Origin of the sequence: Niallia sp. FSL W8-0635, assembly GCF_038007965.1 — a bacterium.
Taxonomy (GTDB): domain Bacteria; phylum Bacillota; class Bacilli; order Bacillales; family Cytobacillaceae; genus Niallia.
In genome coordinates this window covers 1,766,088-1,782,315 of the sequence record NZ_JBBOYD010000001.1, presented here as the reverse complement: position 1 = coordinate 1,782,315, position 16,228 = coordinate 1,766,088, and the positions used below count along the sequence as shown (strand labels likewise).

17 protein-coding genes are annotated in these 16,228 nt (G+C 35.6%); 2 read left to right on the top strand and 15 right to left on the bottom strand.

The features are described from left to right. Positions 1 to 84: 84 nt before the first annotated feature. From NYE52_RS08325 to NYE52_RS08275, 11 genes are all read right to left on the bottom strand, one after another. On the bottom strand, positions 85 to 2,211 hold the full coding sequence (locus tag NYE52_RS08325) for a penicillin-binding protein (protein ID WP_341192645.1): 2,127 nt from the start codon (positions 2,209 to 2,211) through the stop codon (positions 85 to 87). A 3-nt stretch (positions 2,212 to 2,214) separates the two neighbouring features. Next, a complete protein-coding gene (gene ftsL, locus NYE52_RS08320; protein WP_341192644.1) occupies positions 2,215 to 2,574 on the bottom strand; it encodes a cell division protein FtsL in 360 nt (119 codons plus the stop codon). A gap of 24 nt (positions 2,575 to 2,598) precedes the next feature. After that, positions 2,599 to 3,531: a 16S rRNA (cytosine(1402)-N(4))-methyltransferase RsmH gene (rsmH, locus tag NYE52_RS08315; protein ID WP_341192643.1), complete on the bottom strand. Its 933-nt coding sequence runs from the start codon at positions 3,529 to 3,531 to the stop codon at positions 2,599 to 2,601. Positions 3,532 to 3,595: 64 nt separating this feature from the next. After that, positions 3,596 to 4,027 carry a division/cell wall cluster transcriptional repressor MraZ gene (mraZ, locus tag NYE52_RS08310; protein ID WP_341192642.1) on the bottom strand — a complete coding sequence of 144 codons (432 nt, stop codon included), beginning with the start codon at positions 4,025 to 4,027 and terminating at the stop codon, positions 3,596 to 3,598. Positions 4,028 to 4,358: 331 nt separating this feature from the next. Next, on the bottom strand, positions 4,359 to 5,993 hold the full coding sequence (gene bshC, locus NYE52_RS08305; protein WP_341192641.1) for a bacillithiol biosynthesis cysteine-adding enzyme BshC: 1,635 nt from the start codon (positions 5,991 to 5,993) through the stop codon (positions 4,359 to 4,361). Positions 5,994 to 6,317: 324 nt separating this feature from the next. Further along, on the bottom strand, positions 6,318 to 6,713 hold the full coding sequence (locus tag NYE52_RS08300) for a DUF3397 domain-containing protein (RefSeq protein ID WP_341192640.1): 396 nt from the start codon (positions 6,711 to 6,713) through the stop codon (positions 6,318 to 6,320). Continuing rightward, positions 6,706 to 7,623, bottom strand: a complete 918-nt coding sequence (locus NYE52_RS08295; RefSeq protein ID WP_341192639.1) for a 2-dehydropantoate 2-reductase — start codon at positions 7,621 to 7,623, stop codon at positions 6,706 to 6,708. The genes NYE52_RS08300 and NYE52_RS08295 overlap by 8 nt, the downstream gene beginning before the upstream one ends. 430 nt (positions 7,624 to 8,053) lie before the next feature. After that, a complete protein-coding gene (locus NYE52_RS08290) occupies positions 8,054 to 8,620 on the bottom strand; it encodes an RsfA family transcriptional regulator (protein WP_341192638.1) in 567 nt (188 codons plus the stop codon). 153 nt (positions 8,621 to 8,773) lie between these two features. Beyond that, a complete protein-coding gene (locus tag NYE52_RS08285; RefSeq protein ID WP_341192637.1) occupies positions 8,774 to 9,223 on the bottom strand; it encodes a DUF523 domain-containing protein in 450 nt (149 codons plus the stop codon). 191 nt (positions 9,224 to 9,414) lie between these two features. Next, a complete protein-coding gene (gene rpmF, locus NYE52_RS08280; protein WP_016200993.1) occupies positions 9,415 to 9,588 on the bottom strand; it encodes a 50S ribosomal protein L32 in 174 nt (57 codons plus the stop codon). Positions 9,589 to 9,681: 93 nt separating this feature from the next. Then, positions 9,682 to 10,194, bottom strand: coding sequence for a YceD family protein (locus NYE52_RS08275; protein ID WP_341192636.1), 513 nt, complete (start codon positions 10,192 to 10,194; stop codon positions 9,682 to 9,684). A gap of 569 nt (positions 10,195 to 10,763) precedes the next feature. Between NYE52_RS08275 and NYE52_RS08270 the strand changes: the two genes are divergently transcribed. Next, positions 10,764 to 11,978, top strand: a complete 1,215-nt coding sequence (locus NYE52_RS08270; protein ID WP_341192635.1) for a nucleotidyltransferase — start codon at positions 10,764 to 10,766, stop codon at positions 11,976 to 11,978. A 74-nt stretch (positions 11,979 to 12,052) separates the two neighbouring features. Here NYE52_RS08270 and NYE52_RS08265 read toward each other — a convergent pair whose 3' ends face one another. Beyond that, a complete protein-coding gene (locus tag NYE52_RS08265) occupies positions 12,053 to 12,844 on the bottom strand; it encodes a patatin-like phospholipase family protein (protein ID WP_341192634.1) in 792 nt (263 codons plus the stop codon). Positions 12,845 to 13,047: 203 nt separating this feature from the next. On the opposite strand from NYE52_RS08265, the gene ylbJ reads away from it, so the two are divergent. Continuing rightward, a complete protein-coding gene (gene ylbJ, locus NYE52_RS08260) occupies positions 13,048 to 14,268 on the top strand; it encodes a sporulation integral membrane protein YlbJ (protein WP_341192633.1) in 1,221 nt (406 codons plus the stop codon). A gap of 84 nt (positions 14,269 to 14,352) precedes the next feature. Here ylbJ and coaD read toward each other — a convergent pair whose 3' ends face one another. From coaD to NYE52_RS08245, 3 genes are all read right to left on the bottom strand, one after another. Continuing rightward, positions 14,353 to 14,844 carry a pantetheine-phosphate adenylyltransferase gene (gene coaD / locus NYE52_RS08255; RefSeq protein WP_341192632.1) on the bottom strand — a complete coding sequence of 164 codons (492 nt, stop codon included), beginning with the start codon at positions 14,842 to 14,844 and terminating at the stop codon, positions 14,353 to 14,355. 6 nt (positions 14,845 to 14,850) lie between these two features. Next, positions 14,851 to 15,417, bottom strand: coding sequence for a 16S rRNA (guanine(966)-N(2))-methyltransferase RsmD (gene rsmD, locus NYE52_RS08250; protein ID WP_341192631.1), 567 nt, complete (start codon positions 15,415 to 15,417; stop codon positions 14,851 to 14,853). Between the two features lie 527 nt (positions 15,418 to 15,944). Next, positions 15,945 to 16,220: a YlbG family protein gene (locus NYE52_RS08245; protein WP_047939889.1), complete on the bottom strand. Its 276-nt coding sequence runs from the start codon at positions 16,218 to 16,220 to the stop codon at positions 15,945 to 15,947. Between the last annotated feature and the right edge of the window lie 8 nt (positions 16,221 to 16,228).

The following is a 16,228-nucleotide window of genomic DNA, read 5'->3' as shown; positions in this document are numbered from 1 at the left end:
TCATTTCCTTCCATCAACATAGAGTATTAAAAACGCTAATTTAAAAAAGCTCCACCACATCCCAAATGTAGTGAAGCTTTCCTCTTATTCCGGCTCTTTTAACTTAACCGTTAACTTGTCATTTTCTTTTACCTTTGAGCCTGCCTTGATGCTTTGGGAAGATACATATCCACTTCCCGAGCTTTCAACCTTTAATTTATTTAAATCTGCAACTTTTAAAACATCGCGTAGTGACCAGCCCATCATATTAGGAACTGTTTCCTTACCATTTGTTTTTAAAATTACCTTTTCCCCTTTTAGATAAGTATCTCCTTTGATTGGAAGCTGGGCTTCTACTGTTTTACCGTCTCCGATAATAATAGCATTGAGTCCTTTATCCTTGAGAATTTTCTTCGCTTCATCCGCTGTCATTCCACTTAAATTTGGAATTTCAATTGATTTTGACACTTTTTCTTCATTTGGAACAATGTCCATATATTGAAGACTGCTCTTCATGACAGAAGTGAAGATTTCCGCAACAGGTTCAGAACCTCCTTCCGTTTCCTTAAGGGTTGGCTGCTGTACTGCTACATACATAATCAATTCTGGATCATCCTTTGGAGCCATTCCTAAGAAAGAAAAAATATAGTTTTCGCTGCCAGTTAGATAGCCGCCGCCACTTTTAGGAATTTGTGCCGTTCCGGTTTTACCAGCAACAGCATAGCCATCTATATTAAACTTTTTATATCCTGTTCCTTTTTTGCTTGTAATAACCGTTTCCAGAATATCACGCACTTCTTTTGCCGTTTCGGCAGAAATAGGAGTTCCTGTTACTTGAGTCTCCCCTTTTTTTATGATTTCTCCTGTATTTGGATCTTTAATTTGCTCAATTACGTACGGCTTCACCATTTTTCCATCGTTCGCAATAGCGGTTGCTGCTTGAATTTGTTGGATTGGTGTTAATGCAGTACCTTGACCAAAAGCGGTCGTGATTTTTTCTATTGGCCAGTTAAATACAATGGAACTATTCGCTTCTCTTGGCAAATCAATGCCTGTTGGTTGATCCAAACCAAATTTCGTCATATATTCCCTAAACGTGTCAAAGCCTATTTTTTCCTTGGCAAGTTTCGCGAAGGCTACATTGGAAGATCGTTGAACACCTTCTAAATAGGAGATTTCTCCCCAGCCTACACCACCGTTATGATCGCCTATCCCTTCATATCTACCAGACTCATATGGCTCATTCGGATTAAATACTCCTTCTTCCACGGCTGCCGCTAGTGTAAAGATTTTCATGGTAGAACCTGGTTCATAATTGGTTTCGATTGCTTCATTATGCCAAGAATCTGTAATTCCTTCCCTTGTTTCCGGATCAAAGGATGGTCTTTGGCTCATTGCTAAAATTTCTCCTGTTTTTGGATTAGCAACAATCGCAATCATTTTCTTAGGCTTGTATTTATCATTCACTTTTTTCATTGTATCTTCTAAAAAAGATTGAATTTTCTTATCAAGCGTCAAATAAACATCATCCCCATTTTGGGCTGGAACGATTTTATCTTTACTATTTGGCAAAATATATCCCCAAATATCTTTGCTATACTGCATGCTGCCATTTGTACCTGTTAACATGTTGTTTAAGCTTTCTTCAATACCAAGTCTACCTACTTCTTTCCCCTCTGATTCTTCTAGATATCCAATGACATGGGAAGCAAAAACGCCATTTGGATAAAATCGCTTTTTCCCTTCCACGATTAGAATACCAGGGAGCTTCAAATCTTCAATTTTCTTCTTTGTTTCATAGGAAAGATCTTTCCCAGCCTTTCCAAATTCCACTTGTTTAGCGTCTTTTTTTGTTAAAATTCTATAAATCTCTGACTCTGATAAATCGATATATTTTGCTAGTTCCCTAGACGTTGTTTCTGGATCGTTTACGTGAACCGGGTTATTCTTGTCATTCTCGCTTAACTTCTCATCTGTAACAGCTACAAGCTTATAGGAAACTGCATCTTCTGCAATTACTTCCCCATTTCGGTCCAAAATACTGCCTCTTGATGCCTGTAACACACGAGATGTATTATGTTTTATTTCTGCTTGTTCCGAAAGCTCTACTCCTGAAACCTCACCTGTTGCCTGAATATAGACAAAACGAATAACTAAAACAAAAAAGAGCAGACAAAAGAAAACAAAGAGGATGGCTGCTCCAAAATTAATATTAGGCTGCTTTCGAATCATTGCTTAATGCACAACCTTTACATTGTCTTTACTAAAATCCAGACCTAACTTACCAGCTACTTCGCGTAAACGCTCAAAGCTACTTAAATCCTTTACTTGTGTATCTAATTCCTTATTTGACTTTTCAATTGAATTAATAGTGCTTTGTGTTACTTGAATCTCTTTGTTCACTTGATAAATTTCCGCTTGGTTGCTAACGATTTTCACACCGCCAAAACAAATAATCGCGACAAAGGCAATACCTAAAATTTTCTCTCCAGGAGATAATAATGATTTGGTTTGTTTAATAACCTTTTTAACCGACTGTTTTTCTTCTTGATGATAATTTTGATCCTGTTGGATTTTTCTAGCTAAATTACTCATTTTATTACCTCCTGCGTGCATGTATTATTGTTTTTCAGCAACACGTAATTTTGCTGATCTTGCTCTGTTATTAAATTCTAATTCTTCTTCTGATGGAGTGATTGGCTTTCTTGTTATTAATTTCATTTCTGGTTTAAATTCATCCGGGATGATTGGAAGTCCTGGCGGTAATGGCGGCAAGTCGCTCGCTTTTTTAAATGCCGACTTACAGATTCTATCTTCCAGCGAATGAAAAGTGATTACACTAATTCTTCCACCTGGATTTAATAACTTCATTGCTTGCTCTAACGACGATTCAAAAACGCCTAATTCGTCATTGACTGCAATTCGTATCGCTTGAAAAACTCTTTTGGCAGGATGGCCACCTTTTCTTCTTGCAGGCGCTGGAATTGCCTCTTTTATTAATTCAACCAGCTCCCCTGTCGTTTCGATTGGCTGGCTTTCTCTTGCAGCCTCAATTTTTCTCGCTATTTGCTTAGAGAATTTCTCCTCCCCATAACGAAAGAAAATTTTCACCAATGATTCATATGACCAAGAATTTACGACATCATAAGCACTAACATCCGCCTCATTATCCATGCGCATATCAAGTGGTGCATCATGGTGATAACTGAATCCACGTTCTGGTGTATCCAATTGCGGCGAAGAAACACCTAAATCATAAAGAATACCATCTACATGGGTAAGCCCTAAGCGGTGAATCTCTTCTTCTAAATAGCGAAAATTACTTTTTACTATCGTTAATCTGTCTCTATATGGAGCTAATTTTTGCTCTGCATTTTTAATTGCTACTTCATCTTGGTCGAACGCTATTAATCTTCCACTACCTGATAATCTGGAAAGAATTAACTCGCTATGCCCTGCTCCACCTAATGTACAATCTACATAGATTCCATCTCGCTTAATGTTAAGGGCATCGACTGCTTCATTTAGTAAAACTGTTGTATGATTAAACATGAATCCACACCTGTCTATAAATTTTTCTGATAAGTAATAGTTATTATGTACATGGTGACAAAAATTAAATATCGAATCCAATCATATTCTCTGCAATTTCTGCAAAAGAATCCTCTGATTCTGAAAAATAATTTTCCCACTCTTGTTTATCCCATATTTCAATACGATTAGAAACGCCTAAAATGACACATTCCTTCTCTAGCTGTGCATATTGAAACAGGGGCGATGCAATATTGATGCGACCTTGTTTATCAATTTCGCATTCTGTTGCTCCGGAGAAGAAAAAACGGGTAAATGCTCTAGCATCTTTTTTCGTTAAGGGTAATTGCTTAAGCTTTTCTTCTATTATCTCCCATTCGCTAAGTGGGTATCCAAAAAGGCATCGATCGAGGCCACGGGTTAGGATAAAGGTCTCACCTAAGTTATCTCTGAACTTTGCAGGCACAATGATACGTCCCTTAACATCGACATTATGATGATATTCCCCCATAAACATACCCTTGTCCCCCACTTTCTAACCTCAATGTACCACAATCCCCCACTTTCCTCCACTATTAAATTTAATTCTAGCTATTTTGTTTATTTCCTGCAATAAAAATAATAATTTCGAAAAAACTGAAATAACAATTTCTAGAATTCTCCAGCTCGTCTATCGTAAAAAAGTAAAATTTCGATTAACCTATTTAAAAAATAAGAGTAACCATCAAAAAAACACAAAAAAGCTTGGCTAGAGATAAAGATTCTAGCCAAGCTTTTTTCATTATTAACTTTTTAGCACCTATTAATTTAAGGCTTCTCCTACAAAAGGATAGCAAAAACTTTTCCCATTATAGCTTAACTACTTTATGTTTACCATCAAAATCCATCGGCAATTCCATGACAGCTTCAAGGAAATCAAGTCCATACTTATTTAAGAAATAAGTAATGTTCCAGACTCTCTCTTGAGGAGAACCTTCTGGCTTTAAATTTTGCTCAATACGGCCAAACTTATTCACTATGACCTCATGCTTTAATTTTACCGAGGCATCCACTTTATTCTGTAGAAACTCCACCTGGCTCTTTAAAAATTCTTCGTTTTTTTCCATTAGCGGCAATAAACCTTTATGCTCTGATGTGATTTCCTGTTCAAGCTGATCGTACTTGGTTTCAATAACATCCTTTACCTCATTTAGCAACTGAGCTATCTTTTCATTCGAAACAGACTGTAAAAATTGCTCACACTTTTCCGATGTTCCATTAATCAGAACATCCTTCATCGATAACTGTAATTCCTCTATATCTGCTTCTACACTTCTCTCTAGTAGCGTAATATTTAAACGCGGAATGACAGGTGGCATCTTAATCCCTAAATGCTCAAACGCTTTTTTCAGTTCCGCCCAATAGGCAATTTCTCCGGGACCACCAATAAACGCAAGGGTAGGAAATAAAAGATCTTGTGTAATCGGTCTTGTTACAACATTATTACTTAGCTTATGTGGGAATTCACTTGCAATTTCCCTTAATTCGTCCATCGTAAAGGATACTGTTTTATCTTTTCCAATAAAACGTTTATCTTCTACATCGTATTGTAGCAATACTCTTTCTTGCTCCATCTCATCATAATAAAACAAGTTAACTGGATTTTCCGCCATTTCAATAACAAGAGAATAACCGCTATCCTGCACTAATTTTTGCTGTTCTGAAACGGCATCCGCCAATTGTTGAAATTCATTAATTTGTTTCAGAAAAATTTCTTTCTCTAGCTTGCGAATTTCTTTATCACCAGAATCAACCAAAAGCAAGCCATAATCTTTGAATAAACTCATTGTCATATAGCTAAAGAAGTCCACAATTGTGTTGGATTCATTAACTGCAGTTTGCAAAAGCTGAAGTAAGGAATTAGAATGATCGGTTTCACCATATGATTCAACGATAGTTTCCATCCAGTCTAAACAGACCTGTTTATCAAGCTCAATATCGGAAGCCATTCTTTTATCCAATACTCTTTGCGGAAATACAACCTTTTTCATTTTTTCCTTACCTGGTGTATAGATATGATTAATCTCTAAATAATCATGATCCTCTCCAGCTACCCAGAAGACAGGTACAACTGGTATCCCCAACTCTTCTTCTTTTTGTTTAGCTAGAAGAATGATGCTGATCACTTTATGAATAGAATAGAGCGGACCAGTTAGAACGCCAGCTTGTTGTCCACCTATCACAACAACACTATTTTCCAGTCTTAATTTTGCTATCGATTGCCTCACGGTTTCACTTTGAGGATAAGTTTTCATATACGCTTCAATATGGTCAGCAAGATCATTTCTCATAAAAGTTCTTGCTTCTAATTCTTTCAATCTTTTCTCATAGCTACCATTATCAAGATAAGAATAATGAAAAAATTCCTTTGTGCTATTCTTTCGTTCTAAATAATCTGTTACGAACTTATTTGCCACAGGCAAAGAGAGATTTATCATCTCCATCTATGTACTTCCTTTCTCCAATTCGAGTTTTCCTTCTATGTATTCTTTCCTTTTTAATGACTCTTTCATTAATAGGAGTCCCGCCACAAGCTTTTCATTAAGCAAGCACTTTCCGAAAAAACATCTATATATCATGTGAATTATTTCGTTACATAGAAAAGTATAGCATCCCTTTTCTATAATTGAAAAAAAGTTGCTTATACCCAGTGAATTTACCTTTTTAGCCTTTATTCATCAGATTTGTATTTATACCAAACTACTTGTTTCTAGCTTCTGCTAGATCATTGTCCCCTATTCATTTCAAAAGCCTCATGCTTCATTTACTCATACCATTCCTAGTGCCTTTAGGATAGATCGCACAAGACCATAAATGAGCAACACAACATATAAAGTGAAAAAAAGCAGAAATGTTATACGCCAAATACCTTTAAATATTTTTTTATACTCCATTTCCTCTTTTAATTTCCAATGAATAATAACAAATATCATTCCAATCAACAAGATAAAAATAATAATATATATGAATAGCGATGTATTCCAAATGGACTGAATAAGAAAATGCACGGATAAAATAAAAAAGAAGGTGCTAATATCTAGTGCTAGATGAATGGAAAATCGATGTTTTTTTGTAATCAGTTTGCTTATGACAAAAACAATAAACAACGTAATAATCGGAAATATAACGAGAAAACTAATAAGCTGTGAAGTTAAATTAATCATTTATAAACGCCTCTTTTCCTCGTTCTTTTCCTTTAATCATAAAATAAGCAGCAGTGGAGATAGGCGCATTTATCTTTTTCTTCTTGGCTTCTTCTATTATGTATCCTAATATAGCATCAACTTCTGTAGGTCTTCCAGCTTCTATATCTTTTAGCATCGAAGATTTATTCCTTTTCGTTTTTCGAATAACTTCAAAACAATAATCTTGATATATTTTTCTATCTGCTTCCACTATGGATAGAATCTCCAATACCTCATCCATCAATCTATTCATTAATTGAAAATAATAAGTATTTTGTAGTAATTGACCATTAGCCACCTCCAAAATACTTGTTAAACTATTTACAATACTATTTACCACTAATTTTTTTTGCATTATTGCTACATAATCGGGTTCCTTTATGAATGGAAAGTCTGGATTAGTATTAGTTGTTAGGTCGACAAGGATCTCGTCCATGTCTCCTTTTATACAAGCTAGTTTAATAGCTCCTCTGCCTGTATGTACTACCGTTTGCTCATCTTCCTTTATAGCCCCATGCTCTACAATACCGATCATTATATTAGCAATTTTAGCTGAGAGTATTTTCTCTAAGTGACTCATTCCATTTTGTAAAAAGCACATCGCTTTTACCTTCTCCCCAAGCGCGTCCATCTTGTCATAAATAGTCGCTAAATGATACTGCTTCACTGTCACAATCGTAAGCTCGTCTTCTCCATCCCACTCTGCGAAATAACGAACATTTATTATACGAGCCTTCTTTTCCCCATTCTCTTTATAATAGATACCATTGGTCTTAATCAACTCATATTGTTTCTTTGAGCGCACGTATAAAGTTACATCATGCTTTTCCTTTAACTGGTATGCACATAATAATCCGATTGCACCAGCTCCGATAATTCCAATTTTCATTTGAAGCTCCTTTACCGTTACAAGTTTGTTAGTTCTATATTAACATTTTCTGAAAAGTTTGTTAGCACGAAAAGCATAGGAAAAGAAAACTTTTTTAGTTTTTATAGAAGAAGGAAGGTAAAACAGAAAAAAGATGGGAAATGATTATAATAGAAGGAAGAAGCATTCGTTTTTCAACAGAAGACATTTGTATAAGAGGAAGAAAAGGTTAGAAGTGCATTAATTTGCCTTTGACGAAAACCACCAGAATATTGCCTATTTCAAAAATAGGCTTTCCTTTCTGCGATGGCTGAAAAATAAAGTCTCATCTATGCATGAAAAGCAGGAGCCGAGCAGATGCTTTCCCTTAAACTGTAGGCTCTCTCCTGCAAATGAGATAGTATATTATCTTTCTAATTGTTTTAAAACGATACACAAAGCTTATCAGTAATTAAACTTTGGGCAGTTTATCTTCATCTTTAAAAAAGACCATTTGTCTTGCTTTTTCCATCAGCTCCACTAACGCCTTATAAGCACCTTCCATGGAGTCTAATTCATTTTGTAATTCTTGATTTTCCTTCTTTAATACAGTCAGTTTTTCTTCTAATTCCTTTGTTTTCTGTTTCACAGTGGAAGAATCAATATTTTCCTGCTCCCACTTACTCGCCTTATCATATAAATCTTTTAAATAAAGAAGCATTTCATCAAATTGGTTCTGTACTGGTATGGAAGAAGGGGAAGGCTCGGTGATTACAACTTCTGAAGCAATTTCTTCTGTTCCGCTTACCTTCTTTAATTGTTTTCTTTGTTTTTTAGCAAGTTCAATACCTGATTTATATTGTTTGCGAACATATGAATTCCAACGAAATCCACATGCTGCACTTGTTCTTGATAATAGCTTTCCCACCTCTTCAAACGCTTGAAGCTGTGTTCCGCCTTCTCTTATATGTCGAAGAACGATTTCTGCAAGCAGAATATCTTCATCCTTTGACCAAGCATCTTGTCTTGTTGTTGTCATCAGTAAACCCTCCTAGTGTTTTTTATTCATACATATGCATCTACTAGAAAAGATAGACTGATTATTCCTCATTGAAATAAGAAAATTGACAGAATGCTCCTTGGGACAAAATAAACTCCTAACAAAATCAGCACTCGCTTAAGAAATAGCAAATCATTGAAATAATTCGTTCTCTGAAATTACTTTAATGCCATTTCTTCTTAAAATAGCAGTGGTTACACCCACCCCGTCCTTTTTTGTTCCATCAAAAGAGCCTGTGTATATAAAGCTACTTCCACAGGAAGGACTATTTTCTTTTAAGACTACCATTTCCGCGTTCAAGCTTTTAATAAATTCTAATGTTTTATAAGCCCCATTAAGATACATTTGCGTAACATCATTCCCGTTACGATCCTGTACAATCGCTTTACCATCAAGAACATCATACCCATTGCCGCCAATAATCTCTGCAGGCTCTCTCGGAGTAGAAAATCCCCCTAATAATTCAGGGCAAACCGTTCTTATCTTTTTATCATTTAATAGCTTTTCCACGTTTTCATGTAAACAATCGGTTCCATTATACCGAACCTTCCATCCTGCTAAACAAGAACTAACGACAATCATCTGTCATCACCTTTTATGATTAATATGTATTCTCATAATTTTCCAAAGGACTTTTCTGCTAAAAATATTTTTTCACTCGTATATTTTCCCTTTCTTCTATTTTATCTCATCTGCTTTTACGAAAATAGCTATAAATGGAAAAAAGCACAAGAACTTAAGTTCTTGTGCTTTTAATCAAACAAAAAAGATAATTAGTTGCTTACAACTTCTTTCCCTTTGTATGTTCCGCAAGCGCTGCATACACGGTGAGCAAGTTTCATTTCACCACAGTTAGGGCATTCTACCATACCAGGCACTTGTAATTTAAAATGTGTACGACGTTTTCTCTTTGCAGTTTTAGATGTTCTTCTAAAAGGTACAGCCATTCGTCCCACCTCCTTAAAGAGTATTAAGAAAGTAATGAGAAAAGATGATTCCAATCTCACATTTTTCTTTTGCATAATTAAGTATGAGTTTAATTACTCATTTTCAAAAAACTTTGCAAGTCCAGCAAGACGAGGATCTACTTTCTTTTCCTGTAACTCTTGCTCTTGGATTACTTCCCAATCATTACCTGATTGAGGAGCACCTTCTTCTTTCGTATTTTCACAGAAGACTTGCATCGGTACCTCAAGTAAAAGTATTTCAGCAATAATTGGCTTTAAGTCAATTACATCGCCTTTTACTTGATGAACTTCCTCTTCATCTGTTTCATATTCTGAAACTTTTAATAGGAAGGTTTCTGTTGTTTCAACATTAATTGGATAATCCACGTCTACTAAAGTACGAGAGCAAGGTAGCACGAGAGACCCTTTTATATTTAAATGAAAAGTCACTTTCGTTGAATCAATATCTGTACGTCCTGTTATACGAATAGGAGATACTCTTCTTATGTTTGGATCTGTTTCTCTGATCTCATCCATATTTATTGTTTCATCAATTGGCAATCCCTTACTTCGAAATTTTTGTAACTGGCTTAACGTCCATTTCATATATATCACCCCAAGGCAACAAAGGTAATTATAGCTTTCATATAATTATTTGTCAATATTTTTTCTTTACAGTAAAAAATAAGCAATAAAGGTATTAATCCCTTACTTATTTCATGATTTCTTTTCTATTCTACCCATATTCGACAGAATTGCAACCAAAAGTTCAATAGAAAGATTATTTCCCCACTCTATTGCGTCTTTTAAGCTAGTTTAACAATGCTTGTTATTTCATTCCCTTTAAATATATAGCTTGTCATTCAAATAGGTTTCTCTTTTATAACCATTGAAATTAGGATAAACTTTTACTAATACAGGCATTCGCTGTAATGTTTTTAAAGAAGGCTGTTTTCGTAAAGTTGCTAATGACTCGCCTCAATACACTTCGCTTTCCACAGGGAGTGGGGAGCCTCCTCAGCTTTCACCTGCGGGGTCTCACCTTTCTCACTAATCCCATAGGGAGTCTCGTGTATTCAGGCTGCTCTATCTTTTTAATTCATTTATTTTTCCTATTAAAAAAGCAACAATCTTTTGGAAAACACCCTTAAAGAATAATAACTAGGGAGATTATCATGAAAGCTGTTGGTGTTGTTGTAGAATATAATCCATTTCATAATGGTCATTTGTATCATATCCAAAAAGCAAAGGAACTTACTCAGGCAGATATTGTAGTTGCTGTGATGAGTGGCCCTTTTCTTCAGCGGGGAGAACCTGCACTTGTATCAAAATGGGATCGAGCGAAAATGGCGTTGGAAAATGGGATTGATTTGATTGTTGAGCTTCCCTATTCATTTGCCACACAGCACGCTGCCGTATTTGCAAAAGGTGCTGTTGATATTCTTCAAGGTTTACAATGTGATTACTTATGCTTCGGGAGTGAGTCAGGGAATATTGATGAATTTTCTCACACTTACAACCAATTGCTAGAAAAAGAGGCAGAAGAAGATTTACTTGTGCAAGAATATGTTAGAAAAGGAATGAGCTATCCGAAAGCTAAATCATTGGCCATGCAGGAATTAACAAACATAGACAAAACCTTAGGACTCGACCTTAGTATGCCTAATAATATATTGGGTTATGAATACTATAAGGCCGTACATACGCCTAACTACCCCATCGAAGTTTGTACAGTTGCGCGAATGAAAGCAAACTACCATGATAAAATATTTACTTCTGATACGATAGCAAGTGCGACGAGTATTAGACAAGCTCTATTAAATAAAGAAGGTTCTTTAAAAACGATTGAGCCTTTCCTCCCTTCTGCAAGTTTTGCTGTTCTTCAAAAATATAAAGAAGCGTATCATACTTACCATACTTGGGAGAACTACTGGAGCTACTTAAGATTCCGCCTATTGCAATCAACTACAGAAGAGTTAGCCACCATTTACGAGATGGAGGAAGGGTTAGAATATCGGTTCCTTAAATACGTGAAAGAAGCTTCCTCCTTTCAGGACTATCTCCGTCTATTAAAGACAAAGAGGTATACTTGGACAAGACTGCAAAGAATTTGTGTCCATATTTTAACAAACACAAAAAAAGAAGAAATGGCTGCACAATCACAGCCTGCATATATTCGCTTACTTGGTACAACGGCAAATGGTCGCCTCTATTTAAAAGAAAAAAAGAAAGAGTTTTCCCTTCCCATTATTAGTAAACTTTCTTCTTTTGATAAAGAAAAAATAGCATTGGATATTCGCGCTTCCCAGATTTACGCTTTAGGCGCACCTGTAACAGTACAAGAACAGTTGCTAGGCATGGATTACTCCCAGCCGCCTATAATGAAGTAAGCTCTGGTTAAAGCTACCTATTATTAAGAAAAAACCCGCTTGCCTAAAAAAGCGGTTTTTTCCTATTTCTATTTTTACTTCTTCTCATTTGTTTTTCTTTTCTTCATTTCTCTTTTAATTAGCTCAATATATTTTCTCGTTTCTATTTCCCCTATCTCTATAATTTTCTCTAAATCCGTAAATGCTTTACTATTAAACATTTCTACAGGAGGTTTTATCATCACATCACTTGCAAATTCTCGCGATTCCACTAACTCCATTTGCATGATATCCAATGAACGCATAATAACATCATAAATATTCGAAATATCTGCATTCACATTTACCTTTGCTACATCTACAGCAATTATGATATCTGCCCCCATTTCTTTTAAAACAGAGACAGGAACACGGTCGATTACTCCCCCATCTACAAGCAAGCGCCCATCCAATTTCTCTGGTACAAATATACCTGGAATAGAAATACTGGCACGAACTGCGTTAGCAATAGATCCTTTCCTGAATACAACCTTTTCTCCTGTTAATAAATCGGCCGCAACAACGGCAACAGGGATATCTAGCTCCTCTAGATTTTTTCCGTAGGTGAATAAATGGATCAATTCCTTTACTCTATTCCCTGCAATAAACCCCATTTTCGGAACTGTAAAATCCAAATAATATTTCCGTTTGAAGAACTTTGATAACGTGTATAACCGCTCAATATCAGATCCTGCTCCATACAAACAGCCGACAATGGCTCCTATGCTACTGCCAGCAATATAATCTATTGGAATATTCTCTTCTCGCAATATTTTTATTACACCAATATGTGCAAATCCTCTCGCTCCACCTGAACCTAACGCTAAGCCAATTTTAGGGCGTTCCATATCGTCCCCACCTATTCTTATCAAAATTCAATCTACATTAATCTTATGGTCTTTTTTTTCAGGTTATGAGTATATTGATTGGTAGAGGGATATTCTTTTAGGCTGATTGTGTACAAGTATTCCTTTTATTCAATCAGAAATCCATCCTTTCATAGAGAAGAATAAATACCTACTATTTATATTTGAAGGGGGAGCAATATAATTTGTTACGCTCAAAATTTAAGACAGTCGTACTCGCTTTATCTGCGTCTCTATTAGCTCTTGCCCTGATTTCTTTTCCAGGGGTAGCGGTTGACGCTTCAAAAAATGGACTTAACACTTGGTGGACAATTGTTTTTCCTTCACTTCTTCCATTTCTTATTTTATCTGAAATATTAATAGGTTTTGGGGTTGTCCGTTTTATTGGTGTTTTATTAGAGCCCATTATGCGCCCTCTTTTTAAAGTTCCAGGGGTAGGCGGTTTCGTTTGGGCCATGGGGATGGTATCTGGCTTTCCAACAGGAGCAAAGCTGACTGCCCGAATGCGTGAGGAAAAGCAGTTAACGAGAACAGAAGCCGAAAGACTCGTTTCTTTCTCTAATGCTTCTAATCCGATGTTTATTATCGGTGCCGTCTCCGCCTCTTTTTTTCATAGTCCTAAGCTTGGTTTGCTACTTGCTTTCTCTCATTATTTAGCCAATTTTACCGTTGGACTATTTATGCGATTTCATGGAAAAGACACAGAAAAAACGACAAAGGAGCAAAAAGAAAAAGCTTCCATAAAAAGAGCGTTACGAGAACTGCATCAGACTCGTCTAAAAGACAAGCGGCCTCTTGGTAAGCTTATGGGAGATGCTGTAACCTCCTCCATTCAATCCTTATTAATGGTTGGCGGCTTTATCATTCTTTTTTCTGTTATCAATCGTTTATTATTTCACTTACATATTACTTCCTTTTTTGCAAAATTATTAGAATCTATATTCCAGCTGTTTACTTTTTCAGGTGATTTAACGATTCCCTTTATTGCCGGCATTTTTGAAATCACATTAGGAAGTAAATTAACGAGTGATGTAGAAACATCTACCCTTATGCACCAAGCCATTTTAACAAGCTGTATCCTCGGATTTAGTGGATTAAGTGTTCAAGCCCAAGTGGCAAGTATAATTGCTCAGACAGATATTCGCTTTAAACCCTTTTTCTTAGCGAGAATTATGCAAGCAATCTTCTCTGGCATCTACACTTTTATTGCATGGGACTTCTTTAACAAGACTTTCTTAACAAAAGAAACTCCAACAATCGCAATCCCAGGAATGAATCGGGAAGGTTCTTTCTTTCAACAGGTATTTGAAAACATTAGCATGTGGGGACCAATTGTTACGATTATTTCCTTAACCGTCTATTGTTTTATATTAGTAAAAAGATTATCACCAAGAGGACAATTATAAAAAAGGACACTATGCCAAAAGAAATAGCTACTACTTCTTTTCGGCATGAATGTCCTTTTTTCTTGCTAAATAGCATAATAATCGTTATTTCTCATCATGATGAAACTTTGCTCTGAGGGCATCGTTAACAATCTTTGGAACGAGCTCCGAAATATCACCATCATATTTGCTAACTTCTTTCACTATACTGGAGCTTAGGAAAGAATATTGATTATTGGTCATAATAAAAAACGTCTCAATATCGTCTGATAGAACACGGTTCATCGATGTAATCTGCATCTCATATTCAAAGTCTGATACAGCTCGTAAACCTCTTATTATGGCATTTGCATTAACACTTTTTGCATAATCAATCAGAAGTCCTTCATAAGAAGATACAGAGATATTCTTAATATCTTTCGTAACTTCTCTAATTAACTCCAATCTTTCATTCACTGAAAAAAAAGGTTTTTTAGAAGAATTATTTAATACACAAATGTATACATGATCAAATACCTTAGCAGACCGTTTGATAATATCGATGTGACCATAAGTTATTGGATCAAAACTCCCTGGGCAAACTGCTATACTAGCCATCTTTTTTTAATCCTCCGTACTATTTTGTAAAGAATAAATAGAAACTCCTATTATTCCATATTTTTCATGTCTCACTTGCTGAAGTCTATTTACTGCCTCAGGTAAAGAAATTTCTGAACCATGTTCACAAACAATGACTCCTTCATCCTTTAACAAATCTGCTTCATCAATAAACGTTAATATTGTTTCTAATTGCTGCTTTTTATATGGCGGATCTAGAAAAATATAATCAAATCTTTTTTCTCTTTTTTGCAATGCCTTTAAAGCGCGATTCGCATCATTACGAAATATCTCTGCTTGGCTTTCTAATTTACATATTGCAAGATTTTCTTTAATCGTATGTATTGCTTTTCCTTCTTTATCTACAAAAATAACAAGATCTAATCCTCTACTTAAAGCTTCAATGCCAAGTCCGCCGCTCCCAGCAAATAAATCAAGGCCTTCTCCTCCTTGAAAGTAAGGGCCTATCATATTAAAAATAGCCTCTTTCACTTTATCCGTAGTTGGTCTAGTCGAGTTACCAGGCACTGCCTTCAATGGAATCCCCTTATTCTTACCGGAGACAACTCTCATTTCAATCACCACAACCCTATTTTACTTTAAGTTCTTTTCCCTTCCCTATCCTACCATAAAGCTATTAGCGAGCCAACATTTTAAAGATTTTTTGCTGTATTTTAGAATACTGCTAGGAGAGAAATAATACAGGGAAAACTCTTATTCCTCTTTCTACTATTAAAATAAACAATACTAATTATACTCTCTCCAACCATCTCAAAAAAATAGTTCATTTTGATGTATAAGTGCTCGGTAGATGGAGATACTGTAATTAACAGCATCTATTCGAGGATGTTGTTGCCAACCGCGGAGAAGACTTACGTTTCCCCATAAGTTCTTCCTCCGGTTTCTCCTCTCCCTTTACCTTCTGTCCTTATTGAATATAAGGACGTGGAAGGATCCTGCAGGCATATGCTTGCAGGCTTTTTTTTGTTTTTCCCATTCCATACAAAAAAACAGAATTCATGAAGGAGTGGTCGGAAACTTTCTATTCCACCACTCCTATCATAAATACTGTTTTTATTCTTTAAAGAAAAGCTGACCGCTTATATCCCCATTTTATAATCATATTCTTTTGCCTTATCTGGTCGCGAATTTTCAAATTCCATTTTCAAAAATGGTTTATAAGAAGGCTCTACCTTCTTTACAAAAGAATGAGCATTAATTTTTTCCATTATGCTTTCCACATCACTTTGATTGGTGTAGAGCACAACATATTTTAATCTCTTGGAAATAAAATGAACATTTCCATATCTTCTTAACATTTTTGCTTGTTTCAGTGAAAATAACCAAACAATTATTCCTTGTCGTTGCCCTAGCATAATTTAAC